The organism is Paenibacillus sp. J22P51, assembly GCF_059692215.1.
In genome coordinates, this window is sequence record NZ_JCAUAZ010000016.1 from 32,273 (window position 1) to 46,918 (window position 14,646).

14 protein-coding genes are annotated in these 14,646 nt (G+C 38.1%); all 14 read right to left on the reverse strand.

Annotated features, from left to right (window positions below):
- Positions 1–10: 10 nt before the first annotated feature.
- Entirely contained in the window at positions 11–1,033 is a 1,023-nt protein-coding gene (locus AC58QC_RS25120) for a polysaccharide deacetylase family protein (RefSeq protein WP_497417783.1), read from the reverse strand.
- A 34-nt stretch (positions 1,034–1,067) separates the two neighbouring features.
- Positions 1,068–2,429: a phenylacetate--CoA ligase family protein gene (locus AC58QC_RS25125; protein WP_497417784.1), complete on the reverse strand. Its 1,362-nt coding sequence runs from the start codon at positions 2,427–2,429 to the stop codon at positions 1,068–1,070.
- A 48-nt stretch (positions 2,430–2,477) separates the two neighbouring features.
- On the reverse strand, positions 2,478–2,954 hold the full coding sequence (locus AC58QC_RS25130) for a YdcF family protein (RefSeq protein ID WP_497417785.1): 477 nt from the start codon (positions 2,952–2,954) through the stop codon (positions 2,478–2,480).
- A gap of 86 nt (positions 2,955–3,040) precedes the next feature.
- Positions 3,041–4,006 carry a hypothetical protein gene (locus AC58QC_RS25135; protein ID WP_497417786.1) on the reverse strand — a complete coding sequence of 322 codons (966 nt, stop codon included), beginning with the start codon at positions 4,004–4,006 and terminating at the stop codon, positions 3,041–3,043.
- A gap of 26 nt (positions 4,007–4,032) precedes the next feature.
- Positions 4,033–4,674: a sugar transferase gene (locus AC58QC_RS25140; RefSeq protein WP_497417787.1), complete on the reverse strand. Its 642-nt coding sequence runs from the start codon at positions 4,672–4,674 to the stop codon at positions 4,033–4,035.
- A gap of 15 nt (positions 4,675–4,689) precedes the next feature.
- A complete protein-coding gene (locus AC58QC_RS25145; RefSeq protein ID WP_497417788.1) occupies positions 4,690–5,781 on the reverse strand; it encodes a glycosyltransferase in 1,092 nt (363 codons plus the stop codon).
- Positions 5,782–5,800: 19 nt separating this feature from the next.
- Positions 5,801–7,060 carry an O-antigen ligase family protein gene (locus AC58QC_RS25150; RefSeq protein WP_497417789.1) on the reverse strand — a complete coding sequence of 420 codons (1,260 nt, stop codon included), beginning with the start codon at positions 7,058–7,060 and terminating at the stop codon, positions 5,801–5,803.
- The gene (locus tag AC58QC_RS25155) at positions 7,050–8,393 is read right to left on the reverse strand and encodes a lipopolysaccharide biosynthesis protein (protein WP_497417790.1); all 1,344 of its coding nucleotides are present in this window, start codon (positions 8,391–8,393) and stop codon (positions 7,050–7,052) included. The genes AC58QC_RS25150 and AC58QC_RS25155 overlap by 11 nt, the downstream gene beginning before the upstream one ends.
- 191 nt (positions 8,394–8,584) lie before the next feature.
- Positions 8,585–9,238, reverse strand: a complete 654-nt coding sequence (locus AC58QC_RS25160) for a CpsD/CapB family tyrosine-protein kinase (protein WP_497417791.1) — start codon at positions 9,236–9,238, stop codon at positions 8,585–8,587.
- Positions 9,219–9,962, reverse strand: coding sequence for a YveK family protein (locus tag AC58QC_RS25165; protein ID WP_497417792.1), 744 nt, complete (start codon positions 9,960–9,962; stop codon positions 9,219–9,221). Before AC58QC_RS25165 ends, AC58QC_RS25160 begins: the two co-directional genes overlap by 20 nt.
- A 133-nt stretch (positions 9,963–10,095) precedes the next feature.
- Positions 10,096–11,199 (reverse strand): acyltransferase family protein, encoded by a 1,104-nt coding sequence (locus tag AC58QC_RS25170; protein WP_497417793.1) that lies wholly within the window; start codon positions 11,197–11,199, stop codon positions 10,096–10,098.
- A gap of 47 nt (positions 11,200–11,246) precedes the next feature.
- Positions 11,247–12,209, reverse strand: a complete 963-nt coding sequence (locus tag AC58QC_RS25175) for an NAD-dependent epimerase/dehydratase family protein (RefSeq protein WP_497417794.1) — start codon at positions 12,207–12,209, stop codon at positions 11,247–11,249.
- 69 nt (positions 12,210–12,278) lie between these two features.
- Complete coding sequence (gene galU, locus AC58QC_RS25180; RefSeq protein ID WP_497417795.1) at positions 12,279–13,181, reverse strand: UTP--glucose-1-phosphate uridylyltransferase GalU; 903 nt, start codon at positions 13,179–13,181, stop codon at positions 12,279–12,281.
- Between the two features lie 101 nt (positions 13,182–13,282).
- The gene (locus tag AC58QC_RS25185) at positions 13,283–14,629 is read right to left on the reverse strand and encodes a UDP-glucose dehydrogenase family protein (RefSeq protein WP_497417796.1); all 1,347 of its coding nucleotides are present in this window, start codon (positions 14,627–14,629) and stop codon (positions 13,283–13,285) included.
- Between the last annotated feature and the right edge of the window lie 17 nt (positions 14,630–14,646).

Genomic DNA, 14,646 nt, shown 5'->3' on the forward strand with positions numbered 1-14,646 from the left:
TTTTATACAATTAATGAACGTTCCTTAATAGTGATTTCTCCTCGTATTCGAAAGGAAGGAGAGTATCTGCTAATTCCTCCATGGTAGTACTTATCATCCCGTAGCGCTTATTAAGCAGATTGTAATGGTCTATTATTTTCTTGAAAAAATCCATATTCTCTTCTTGATCACTAGCGAAGTTGTAAGGGTGCCACCATAAGTGATAGACAAGTCCATGTTTAGCAGCATATGTCATACTAGAGAGAATTCTTCTAAGACGAAGTGGTTCTAATACGCGTAATTTTTTTGAATATGGTCTAAGAAAATGACTAGCAGGTAAATTGATGGGTGCTATCAGTTCCACATCATTGGAAGAAAAACAATTGTGACCTGACACATTGTAATACGTATCTATTAATCTGAGTGCTCTTTTGAAGAGAGAATCGTGATCGCTATTTCCCTTCTTATAAATCCAATGAGAGGGATTCCCGCGGTAGGATCGAATGCCGAGTTCCTTTAGTACACTCACATAAGCTTCATTAAATTGATTTCTCGGGAAAATGATACTTTCAATTTTTGTGTTTTTCTTTTCTGCAATGCGCACAGCCGCTAATAAATCTGCTCTAAAATGAGCGATATCTTGCCCCGATTCCAAGCAATAATAATGTGAAAATGTATGTGTAGAGACTTGTTGGAATTTGGTCATTTGGATATCTTTAATTAATTTTGGGGCAAAGAAATCAGAAATTTCTGACCTATCTTCCCCCATCTTGCCACTCACAATATAGGGATAAGGTGATAAATTCGTATTTATGTACTCTGGTTGTACATCGGGGATTCCGTCCTTCATCTCTTCCACAGTCTCAAAAAACATTAGTCCTACAACTGCCCAAGTTGCATGTATACTATGTTCCTCTAGCAGTTTCAACAGCTTGGGGATGACCTTCTTTTCATCGGACATTTGTTTACGATAGTAACTAATCGGATACAGATCCCTGACTCCCCAATATAGTTCAAAATCAAGTGAAATAATAAAATGGCCTTTAGTGGTCATACTTGAATTCATCCTTTTTCTAATATTTATCAACTTAATGTACTTGTGAAATGGTAAATCGATATTTGCCTGAGGCCGTTGTTTCGATGTACTCAACAAATTCGAATTCAACTTCACATTGACCACCCATAATAATTTTGGAATCTGCAATCAAATCCGTTATTTCTCTCATATAAACCTTATAATGATCTATCTCTTTTACCGCCGGTTCAACGATAATCTTTATTTTCTCGTATTCGTATTGTTTAACCTGGAACTTCTTAATAAAAGAGCATGCCATTAACAAACGGATAAACATCCTTCCATCAATCCGATCACCATTTTTATTAATGAAAATATCCGTAGTTCTACCAATTAAATCTAGTATTAATGGCATTCCCCTACCACATGTACAATCCTCTTCTGACATAACTCCCAAGTCACCAATCCGATACCGAATTAAAGGCATTGAGTAATTCGTCAGCAATGTAATAGCAATTTCTCCATATTCACCAGGCTGAACAGGCAAACCGTTTTCATTAAGTATTTCGATATAATGAGTCGCAGCTGAAAGGTGAAGACCTTTGTGATGTTCACACTCACAGGCAATATCTCCAACTTCTCGAGATCCGTAGCGGTTGAAAACCGGCGCTTTAAAAACGCGCTGAATAATTTCTCGCATATGAGGATAAAGTACACCAGCTGAGGTCAACACTGATTTGGGTGTGTAAATAAACAATCTTCTTTCCTCGATGAATTTAGCCAAATCAAACAAATTCTCTGCAAATGCCGTAATTTGGACAGGTTTAAACTCATTAAGTTCATTCACAAACTCTTCCATGCGATCCTGTGTCATTCGAAAGGAATTTAACCAACGTTCGTTTCTAATCCATCTTCCTAGATTCGTCTTTACCGTCTCTTTGCCGACCAAAGTATCTCTGACAGACCCCCATACATATGCTCGTCTGCAGCCCATCGTCAAGCCTGTCCATTCATCATCTAGGATCTTTACAGCGCTGCTCCAATCCATAAACTCCTTATCTTGAATAAGCGTAATGGGTGCGCCTGTTGACCCGCCTGATGATTCTTCAAACCAGGAACGTGAATGTAAATCATCTGACTTTAACGATTCATAATGTAACTTGATCTTTTCTTTATCCAGCAAAGGAATCTTTGTAAAATGCTCCAAATGGATATTTCCATTTCTATCTATTGTCCCTGACTCTTTCAAAATATTCCGATAATACGGAACATGATTATAAGCGTGCTGTAATAAAGCCTTAAGCTTATTATTTTGCAGATTCAAAATACCTTCTCTATTCAGCCACTGCCATTCATCTAATTTCTGCTTATATTTTAATGTATTCCCCTTAACCATTAACTCTAATTCCCAAGCTTTCCGCTTAATATTAATCATCTTTTTTCTCCCATCTATACATTTACAAGCACAAATCCTACTGTTGCTTTAGTATTTGATCATGTAACCAATTAATTTGATATATTCTGAAATGGCATATTGGGTATACTTCCTTTGGCTCCACCAATAGACGGGATCAAAGTTTGGACTTTGCGCGGATGAATATGTTAAGTGAATGTCCGTTTGTTTAAATATTTTCTGGAAAATATATTTAACTCGGCGCATATGGTAGTTGCTAGAAACGACAATTGCTGTTTTAAATCCTTGCTGTAACATAATTTCTTTAGAAAACACAGCATTGGTGTATGTACTTGTTGCTTGATATTCCGGAATAATCGATGACAATGGGACACCCGCTTTTATGACCGAGCCTAACTTAATTTCTCCGTACCCTCGACCATTAGTTCTCGTTACGATCATACGGTTCGCATAACCCTCATTCATTAAATCAACACCTTTTTCCAATCTGCCTTCGTCACCACTCAACAGAATAATGACATCGGCTTTATGAGGTGTTTCGTTCACGACGAGAAATCTTCCAAAAAAACATATAACAATGATTAGCACTAAGATGAAGATCAGCAGGATAACAATGATCTTTTTAGCCATAATTATTCGGCCGAAACAGACAAATTGTCTTTACCTTTATCAATAAAAGCACGATCACTAACCGAGACATTCGATTGGATTTGGTTACGAAGGGAATCTTTATCGAAATGAATAGCCTCTGCACCTAGATGATAATCCCATATCATCGCTTGAATGTAGTTTTTTGTTCCTTTTACGTAGATAGCTTGCTTTGTCTTCTCAGAAGTTTGAATTTGTACGCTAGTAAAATTGTTTCCAGAAATTTCGTTAGGCAAATCACTATGCCCATCCAGATAGATTCCATAATAAGAGTCCTTCAGGAAAATTTGGGAAAAGTTATTACCGTTGATCCATATTTTACTTGGTTTATCTACAGACTCCGTTTTGAAATAAATAGATTTCTCGAAACCGGTAATGTTTAGATTATGAGCTTCTACCCAACTAACATGGTCATTTCCCTTGGCAGCATGTAAATAAACACCATTCCCAAAGCCCTGTCGACCAACAATTTTAATATCAGAAATAGCCGCCGTTTTTAGCGTTCCAGAAAATTGTTCAGATCCATCCAGGTAAATGGCTGATTGGGTGTATCCTTCAAAATCATAGGTATAGATAATGCCTCCATTTATTGCCGAGTTTCTTTTTAGCTCAATTACGTTTATATCCTTAGTTGGGATTAACATTGCACCAGAGTTTAGTTTTAAGGTAATCGTTGGTTTTACGATAATCGTTTTGGTCAAATAATATTTACCCGAAGGAATATTAACATCTCCCCCACCTTGTGCTGCGGTTTGGTCAATTAAACTTTGTATATCAATTCCGATATGATTCCCCGTATCATTACTCTCAATTGGACTCCATGTCTTTGCGCCATTATCATTGGGCTTTGTAGATGCTGCCTCATTGTCGCGGGTTTGTAATTGAAAATATACAATGATGATGGCAATGATGATAATAAATGCTCCCAGATATTTTCTTTTCTTATTCATATTTCCGCTCCGCTGAATTCGTTTTTTTATCTGGCACCCTCACCGGTAATAACGACTTTCACTGTTTTCAATAATATTTTGATATCAAACCACCAGGATAGTTTTTCTATATACTGCATATCCAACTCTAACTTTTGCTTTGGCGTAATATCATAACCGCCATTTACTTGTGCCCAACCTGTTAGGCCAGGTTTCACAACCAATCGATTCACAAAACCAGGTATTTCATTGTCAAATTGATAAGTAAAATATGATCTTTCGGGTCTAGGTCCTATGATGCTCATTTCACCTTTTAAGACATTCAAAAGTTGAGGAAGTTCATCAATTCTTGTTTTTCTTATGAATGCGCCAACTTTCGTAACTCTCGAATCATTCTTCACAGCCCATTGCAACCCATTTGCTTCTGCATTCGTGACCATAGACCGCAATTTGATGACATTAAAACTTCTTCCCATTAACCCCACTCTTTCCTGCAGGTAAAAAGCAGAGCCTGGTGTCTCGATGATGACCGCTAGAGCGAAAATGATTAAAGCCGGTAACGTAAGAATTAATCCAAATACCGCGATTAGAACATCCAAAACTCTTTTTACATATTGGTAATATAAATTTTGCTTATAACGTGTACCTGAGAGTACAAACAGATTGTTTACAACTTCTTCGCTCATCATCGATTATTCACCTCATCAGCTAATAAGAACTTTTTCGTATAAATCAGTAATCTTTCGGCAATCAAAATCCAAAGCTCTGGTATACCCTTTACTTCCAAGCACTGTGTCATTTAATCCTCGTAACATTCCATTAGCTAAGTTTTGAATATTTTCCACAGCTACAAGCAAACCATACTCCGGCTTAATCAATATGTCTCTTGGACCACTTTGGCAATCCGTAGCGATAATCTTTGCGTTGCACGCTAAGGCCTCCAATAACACGTTAGGAAATCCTTCAAAACGCGATGATAAAACAAATAGATCCGCATGCTTCATATATGGATACGGATTCTCCTGAAAACCAATAAAATGTATTTGATTTGCAATATCCAAGGATCTAGCTAGATGAAGTAATTCATCCTGCAAACTGCCTTCGCCCAAAATATACAAATTCGAGTCTGGATAGCGGTTATTTACAAGTTTGAATGCGTTTATTAGAATATCGAATCCCTTCTGATACTCTAATCTTCCCACTGAAACTATCGTTTTCCCGTTAGCCCCAACAAATGGGTGAAACTTACTCGCTAAATCTGTAATTAACGAGACATCAATTGGATTGTTAATCGTAATTACTCTTTCCTCTTGGACACCTGTTAAATCCAATATTTCTTGTCTCATCCGATCTGATTGTGTAATGATATGATCAGCATGAGGATATAGTTTTCTATACATGTTTTGGTAAATGAATTTTTGATAAGAAGGATATAAGTCGATTGTTTTGGAAGGGAGGTTTGCTTCTCTAATTGCAATTTTAGTTTTCTTGTGGATGAATGGCTTGGCAAGTAGCAAGGCAAAATTTAATCTTTCTAACGTAGACAAGATAACATCTGGTTTGATTTTATTAATCTCACCCAATAGCTTAGGGATGACATATCGCACTCTAGTTACACCAAGATCAATGACCTCGACATCTTTAGGCAACAATTTAGTATAAGGCCCAACCAAATTTGCTGTGATAAATACGGGCTCAATTCGTTCCCTATCAAAATGATTTAATAAATTAACCATAACCTTTTCTGCCCCGCCTCCCAGTAAGTTAGGCGTCATCAACATCAGCTTAGTTTTCACTAACTTCACCCCTTTCGCTCTACTGTTTTGCAACCTTGGTTTGCTTCAGTACCGGATTTGATTTGATGTAACAGGTGATCCCCATAAGAATGGATAACATGATCCAATGAAATTTACTGTAATAAGATACATGTGCCAAGTCCCAAAAAATAAAAATTAGAAGTGTAGCTACGCTAAAAAAGCCAGTATGCTTCTCTTCGTCTTTGCTGCTCAACAACAATTTGATCCCAGCAATTAACATGATGATAAATATGGAATAATAAAGCATCAACCCAATAAGACCATTGTTACTTAATAGCTCCACAAAATTGTTATGTGAATACGTTTGATAATCTGTGAGGTATCTAAATTGATCCGTTCCCCAACCAGTTACAGGTTTTTCTTTCCATAGAGCCCACCCATCACTGATCATGCTCGATCTTTCACTTAAACTACCGTCTCGAACATCTTTTCCTGCTAACATGTCGAATACTCTTTGTAATCTTACGAAAAAAACCGATTCTTTTAATAGAAAGAACAGCTCTGTTAATAATCCAATGCCACATCCGATAATCATGATTTTTTGTAAGAACTTCACTTTAGTTAGATATTTCAAAAAAATCATGAATCCTAACATGAATACGGATAACATTGCTTTGCGAGAGCCTGTCAAAAAAATAATCTCATAGGAGAAAAGTAGTAATAGAACAGCTAAAAAGACTTTGATAATTTTTCCCCCAATTGAAATTCGGCTACCAGTTGATTTTTTGAGCAAACCTTCCATTGCAAGCAGCATGCCAATAAATAACGCGATAGCAAATGTATTCGGATTACCTAAAAACGACGTTACTCGAATGGATTCATTTGTATTTACAAGCCCCCCCATTTCTTTCCACAAATCAATGGTAGCTACTAATAATGCAGCCAAAAAACCATATGTAATTGCATAAAAATGACCCTGGTAATTAACAATATTGATCATAATAAATGAGATAAAGAACAGCTGAAGTAAGGTGGACATCATGTCGACACTCTGATTCGTCCAAAGTAAACTTAACGAAGCATAGATGATGAATACAAGATAAATGATCAAGGGAAGTGGCACTATAAACTTAAAATCCCCCTTTTTTAGGAGAACCTCATATGCAAACGTGGTAACCAATAACAATGCACAACCTTGTGGAATCCAGGTCAAACTAGGATTGAAAGAAAATAAAATAATAGTGAAAACAAATATGGCCAGAAAAATATTTGTGAAAATTAAATGAACTTTCATATTTGCTTGAAGATTAGCCTCCATATTTCCTCACTCTCTCTTTGCTCGCTTTAAGCATGGATGCGATTAAATACACATTGAATATGACACCTACCATAGTAAATATGGCTATGCACTCCACTACTGAAAAATAAGAGCCTCCTAAATACAAAGCGCCGAATCTACCCACCAATAGTAAAGTTTCATAGATTAATAACCTCTTTTGCAACCCGAATACTGTCATTAATACCAAAGCAGGTGCACTAATAAATGACATAAACATCCATACGACCATCCAACTGGCATAAATGCCGGCTTCCATCCATTCAGCACCAAGAATGATTTCAAATAATTGAGGCCCGAAAAAAATGATAATAAGTGATGGTATTAATGCAATCAAAGCTAGTGTAACGGTAAATTTTTTATACATGTTATTTAGGTTGATCTCACCTTGATTAGCCTCGCTAATCCGTTGGAGAAGAACTTGTCTCACGGATTGAGCAACTAAGGTGACTGGAAATTGGATTAACCTTAATCCCAGCGCATAGAGACCAATTACGGCAGAACCATAGAAATAACTCAACATAAAAATGGGCAAATTTTGAGACAATGAATTCACTAATGTCTGAGGTGTACTATACGTGGGAAATTCCGAATATCTTCTAGCCGTTTGTTTCAACTCGTCTAGCTTGAAATTCTGTTTAAACATCGTTGCATTCTCTTTCCAGGTCCTAATAGACCATATGAAGGATGCAAGGAGCTGGCCAACAATCTGACCTCCTATCAAACCAGTTGACATCAAACCAGAAGACCCCGCTGCTATTTGCGTTGTTGCTACACTGCTTGAACGTACAACTAATGACACCGACATTCTTTTATACATCTGCTGTCTTGTACTCCAATAATTTAGGCATTGATAAATACCAGTCGCACAAACACTTAATGGTACCCAAATCAACCAAGGCTTTAACTCAGGTGAACCAAGTAAAAGAGCAATGGCATCATCAAAAATGAGACTCATGACGAACAGAATGAAACTTAATAGAAAAATAATGATGCAGCCGATGATAAAAATACGTGTTGCTTCATCTTCTTCCTTGGGTAATACGATGGCTACCTCATATCTAAATGCTGCTATTACAGAAAATAATGTAACGATGGATACATAGAGTGAAAATACACCCAACTCCCCAGGATTATACAATCGGCTTAAAATGGGCACTATGATCATGGCTATCACTTGTGCAATTGCCGTTCCAGACATCACAACAGACACATTTCGAATAAATTCATTTTTTAATAATCCATGTTTAAGTGGATTAGTCGCGGACCGCATTATTTTCATATTCTCTTCCTCAATGTTTATGATGATTGGCATTAACCCTTCCTCACACCACACCCTTGACGATTAATGTCTAAGGATGACCTTCCCACAGCATGGTCGAGTGCCTACAGTTATACGGGTTCAGTAGACATTACCCTGATACATTATGTTTTATTAAGTTACGAAATGTATCATTAGTGGCGCAATAATTCCATTTCCCACGTTGCAAATCATGCTGCTTACATTTAGTATCGTGCTACTTTGCGACGATTGACGTCATTTAGTACCGCACCAACAATTTTTGCATTGACCTGCTCAATCACCTGTTTAAGTTTCATAGCCTGTTCCTTTTTAACTTTCCCATCCTTGATAACCAACAACACGCCATCGCTCAACGATGATAGGATCTGCGCATCAGACCAATCTAAGGCCGGGGGCGTATCTATGATGATCAGATCGAATTCCTTTTTGAGCTTCTCAAGGAAGTAGATTATTTGGTTTGACGTGAGCAGCTCGATTGGATTAACTGTATTCGCACCAGATGAAATCAAGAACAAATTAGCGATCATGGTATATTGGACAAGATCATTTTTTTCATAACGATCGGTCAATACGTTCGATAGTCCACTTCCATTAGATAAACCAAATATCTTATGTAGGGTAGGCTTTCTGAGATTTGCGTCAATGAGTAGCACTTTCTTATTTTTTTGAGCATAGGAACAAGCTAAGTTCACCGCAGTTGTCGTCTTACCTTCAGACTTTCCTGCTGACGTGATGGTCAGTACCTGGCATGCTTCACTTGACATGAAATATTCAATTCTTGTTCTAATTTTCCAACAAGCTTCGAATATAGGTGATGTTTGTCTGTTATTTGCTTTTTTATTGTTTAATTGCGACATAAGAACGCTCACCTACTCTCTCTTCCGATATCACGCTTACCATTGGAAGTACCTCTTCTTTCTTCATCTTAGGGATAACTGCCAAGACAGAAAGTCCCAGATCACGCTCAATAACTTCTTCTGACTTCATTGTATCATTCAGGAATTCTGCGATTAGCACCAGCGAAATACTTAGTAAAAACGAAACGATAAAGCCAATAGATAAGTTGACTACATGATTAGGAGTGACGGGTACTGGTTTATCTATTGTAGCTGCTTTATCTAGAATGGATACGTTATTAATATTCATGATTTTGGGTATTTCTTGAACCATGATATTCGAAACTGCATTTGCGATTTGTACGGCCTTGTCATAAGAATCATCTTTTACAACAACTGACATAATTTGATTATTCGAGGAGTTTACCTTCACTTTTAAAATCAACTGTTCCGGTGTCACTTTTAACTCTGGATAGGACTCTACAACTTTTTCCATAAGCCCTGGCGTTTTTACAATATCACGATACGTTTCTATCAACATGACATTTGCCAAGAGTGCATCATAGTTAATTAATTTACCGTCAACTGCTCCATTAGACTTCAAAATTAATTTTGCTGATGCTTCATAGACAGGTTTTATGAAATATACACTTAACACTCCTACTGCTGTCGTTCCCAGTAATATGAAAATGATCATGAACCAAATTCTTGACTTGAGCACTTTAAGTACTTGTTTGAGTTCCATAGATATCCTCTTTTCAACCGTCATATGTTACAAAAGGTAACTAATTGTCCCTACATTTAAATATTATGATACAAAACGTATCTTGTCAATCGCAACTTTTTTCCTTTCTTCCGTTGATTACAATCACTTTCGCTTACCGTGATTGTCGATCTTCAACACCAATTCCGATCCTGCCAACGATAAAAGGGCCCCATCGGAATTTATTTAACCAATGAATAACTACAATGGATCCAACAATAGCAACACTGAATGCTCCGACGATAAACACAAATAAATGTAAAGGCGAGTACTCGGCTGGAGCCAATTTACTGACTCCGAATAAAACAAATCGTGTGAGCAAGAAAATCCCAAAGGAGTACTGACTTATTATAACAAGTACCTTTGGTACCTTTTGAATTTTATTAAAAAAATAAAGCATCGTTGAGATGACACCAGTCGTATAAAATAAAACATCCATTCGCTTTGAGTACATATGGTCTAATATACCTGTATGGTATAATGTCAACTCCACAATTGCCGAGAGAATGACCAGTACAAACACCCATTTAATGTTTTTGTTAAGATACGCTACAAAACTTTCATAATTTCTACCCGCATATAGCGCCATTGTAAAATAGAAAACCCATGCAAATACGGGTACCTTATTCAGAAAATTAATGAAATAATAATTCGCAAATGGCAGTGATGAGAGGTCAAATACATTAAACAAACTGAGGTAGATGAGATTAATAGCGAGGGACCATGCAAGCACTGTTTTCATATTAAATCTGTTGTATACATACCTGATAAACCATACATGTAGTAAATAAAATTGAAATATCACCAAGAGAAAATACCCGAAAAAATCAGCAAGCAATAAATTTTTAACGAATTCAATGAAATAGAGTTTAAGGGTAGGAGATGAGCTTTCGGCATATACATCAACAATTGAAAACAAAATTGCCATTGTAACATAAGGGATTAATATAAATTTAGCTCTCTTTTTAATAAATCCACTTGATACCTGATCCTTGTACGATCTTGCTAGTATTAATTCGGAGATAAACACAAACAGGGGTGTCGAGAATAACAGAAGCATCTGAATGGTATGAATGACTTCTGATGTCACCGATCCTGCTGAAGCTGATAGATTGAAGTGAGCTGCTGCTGTATCCAGTGAATTGAACAATACAATGCCAAGACATGCAATACTTCTTAATATGAACACCTCTTTGATTACTTTGGACTGATCCTTCATCGCTCTCACCCTTGCGTTTGTTTGTCTATTTCACTAGCTTAGAAATTTCAACTATGTGCTGCGGGTTTGAGTCCACGTTCTTGGGTCATAAGTGATAATCGATAAGCGTATGTTTTCCAGAGCCCCTCTTCCATTCGAACTTTGGGTTCCCATTCCAACACTTCAATCGCCTGTCTGTTATCCAAGCAACTGTGCATAATATCACCTGACCGAGCCGGACGGTACTCAACCATAACCTTTACATCGCAGCAATCATTGAGTGTTGCCACAAGTGCGTTAACGGTTAGAGGATTCCTCGTACCTACATTTGCCAACACATTCTGCTTTGCAAGGATGGCCGCAATATTGGCATCAGCTACATCTTCGACAAATATAAAATCCCGCGTTTGTTCCCCGTCGCCATAAATGACTAATTTCTCTTCACGCAGCATGCGATCGACGAATATTGCCACAACCCCTCCCTCTCCATCACAGGCTTGTCGCGGCCCATATACATTCGCGTAGCGTAAAATGCTATACTTCAAACCATACAATTTCGCATAGGTCTGAATATAAATCTCGGGAACATACTTAGATATGCCATAGCATGACATTGGTTTTTTGGGATGAGATTCAACAATTGGAACTTCTTCTGGCATGCCATAGATAGCTGCAGAGGATGCATATACAAACTTTTGAACACCATACTGCACGGAGAGATCAAGCAATCGAATTGTAGATAGGATGTTCGTATTTGCATCATTAAGCGGTTCATGAAGGGAGTATTGAACGTCAGTCTGTGCAGCTTGGTGCACAATGATATCTGGTTGTTCCTTGGCGATAATTAATTCCATTTCGTGCGAACTAATATCCGCCTGATAGAACTTGGCACCGATAGGTACGTTCTCAATTTTTCCATTCGATAAATTATCGACAACAATGGTTTCCCAACCTTTCATTAAGCATCGTTCTACGATATGTGAGCCGATAAAGCCAGCTCCTCCTGAGACAAGAACTTTTTTAGGATTCATGTGTTTCTACAACCTCTCTCTTTCGTATTAAGCCAACTTGGCATAGAATTACGTAACTTGAAAATAGATTCATACCCATGTTCTCTTCGCAACATCTTCTCTTTGCCAGACTTCTTGTAGCAATACAAGTGTCTCGTCTCGTAGGTCCTTGCGATCGAGAGCGAAATCGACGGTTGCTCTCAAGAATCCAATTTTATCGCCAACATCATAGCGTACACCCTTAAATGGATATGCCAGTAACGACTTTTCCTGATTTAATAAACGCAGAGCCTCCGTGAGCTGAACTTCCTCGCCAGGTCTAGGCCTTAACTTTTCAATATGCCCGAATATTTCTGGCTCCAAAACATAGCGTCCCATTATTGCATAAGAGGAAGGTTCAGTGCCCAGTGGTGGTTTCTCGACTAGATCCTGAATTTTCATCGCTTCATGGAGATGCCGTATGTGTTTTACCGGTGCAATAACCCCATATTTTGAAAGATCCTTCTCTGGAACTTTCTGTACGCCAACAATAGACGTTCCATATTTTTCATAGGCATCTGTTAGCTGTTTTAAGCATGGAATATCCGATTTCACGATGTCATCGCCTAGGAGTACAGCAAATGGTTCATTGCCGATAAACTTTCTTGCGCACCAAATGGCATGGCCGAGACCGAGAGGCTCTCCTTGACGAATGTAATGTAAATTGGCAAGATCGGAAATTCGACGAATCTCGTTATATTCCGCTCGTTTGTCTTTTGAGAGCAGCGCTTCTTCTAATTCAAGCGAACGGTCAAAATGATCTTCAATAGCCCGTTTACTCCTACCCGTTACAATCATGATGTCCTCAATACCTGACCGGACAGCTTCTTCGATGATATACTGAATGGCTGGCTTATCAACAATCGGTAACATTTCTTTTGGCTGAGCCTTAGTAGCTGGTAGAAAACGAGTGCCTAGTCCCGCAGCCGGAATAATTGCTTTTTTTACTTGCATAATCGTATATCTCCTTTTTGACAATCACAGTATGATTGAAACTAGTGAGTGTTACGTTTTGTATCAATAATTACATCACTTTAGATACTTTCCATCCAAAACTACTTTACTAAATAGTGCTGATTAGATTGCTCCGTCATACATACGGCAGCCCTGCCAATGGAATGATATTCAAATCCATGTTGTCGCATGCGTTCCAAGTCGAAACAATTTCGGCCATCAATAACAATCGGTCGTTTTAGTAATTGTCTTAATTTAACTAAATCAATTGAAACAAACTCTAGCCATTCTGTTAAAATGACGCATGCATCGCTGCCCATAATTGTATCTATAATCCCGTCACCGTAAGTCACCTTACTTCCAAACCATTTATGAGCTTCGGACATAGCAACGGGATCGTATACCCGTACATTTGCCCCTGAGCTAATCATGGCTGGAATGATGGCTAGTGAAGGCGCATCACGCATATCATCCGTGTTTGGTTTAAAAGACAAACCTAATACAGCAATCGTTTTATCACACAAATCTCCTAGTACATGAGACAATTTGCGTAATATCACATATTTCTGCTCTTCATTTGTGTTCATAACCTCTTTCAGCAAAGCAAAGTCGTAACCTGCTTGCTCCGACATCCAACTTAACGCGTGTGTATCTTTCGGGAAACATGATCCCCCGTAACCGATGCCTGCTCGCAGGAATGCTCGACCAATCCGACTGTCCGAGCCAATCCCCTCGGCCACGTCCTCTATATCTGCACCAAATCTCTCGCATAAATTAGCGACCGAATTGATAAATGAAATCTTTGTTGCAAGAAATGCATTCGCAGCATATTTAATCATCTCGGCGCTTTCACGACTTGTTATGAACGTTTTCATCCCAAGTGCTTCATAACAAACAGCTACTTTCTGGGCAGCCTCAGCATCTGTCGATCCAACAATGCATCGCTCCATGTTCATAAAATCAGAAACTGCCGAGCCTTCTCTTAAAAATTCAGGATTAGACACAACCTCAAATTTGATATTGGGATCATGCATATGTGATCTAATCCAAGTGTCCACCATTTGTCCAGTACCAACAGGAACAGTACTTTTAATGACAATAGTCTTGTCACTTGTTAAGTGACGGCCAATGCATTCTGCTACTGCTTGAACATAGCTTAGATCTGCTGCTCCAGTCGGTGCCATAGGGGTACCAACAGCTATAAATAATAGATCAGACTCCTCTATGGCTGATGGGAGATCAGATGTAAATGTCAATTTGCCAGCATCCACATTTTCTAGAACTAACTCCGACAAACCCGGTTCATAGATGGGAATTCTGCCTTGTTGAAGCAGTTCAATTTTGTCTCTGTTCACATCACAGCATTGTACGTTATGACCAATATGTGCCAAGCACGTGCCGTTCACAAGTCCAACATACCCCGTACCAATCATGGCAATTTTACTCATATTCTATCCCCTCTATT